At 65.1% G+C, this 284-nt stretch carries 1 protein-coding gene; it reads right to left on the bottom strand.

The genetic code is table 11. The annotated features are described in order from the left end of the window. The coding region (locus AC0L3J_RS37990; RefSeq protein ID WP_473350541.1) for a CHC2 zinc finger domain-containing protein at window positions 1-218 on the bottom strand (218 nt) is incomplete at its 3' end. Window positions 219-284: the final 66 nt, after the last annotated feature.

Below are 284 nucleotides of genomic sequence, written 5' to 3'. Positions count from 1 at the left end.
CCGTCGAGGTGCTGCACCAGGGCGATGACATCGCCACCGACGCCGCAGGCGCGACAGTTGAAAACCTGCTTGCGGATGTTGATCGAGAAGCGGTCACGGCCACCGCAGGCAGGACAAGGCCCGACACGTTCAGGCCTGCGACCGATCAGCCTGATGCCACGGCGCGCGATCTCGTCCTCAATGCGCACCGCCTTTGCCATGTCGATGATCATCGCCATGCCTCCCGCCTAGAGAGGTGGCCGGGATACATGGAGCCCTTGGTGCCCGTGCGCGAGGCGTGTCAC

The organism is Bradyrhizobium sp. Kon37, assembly GCF_055807535.1.
This window is presented reverse-complemented; position numbering and strand designations above follow the sequence as displayed.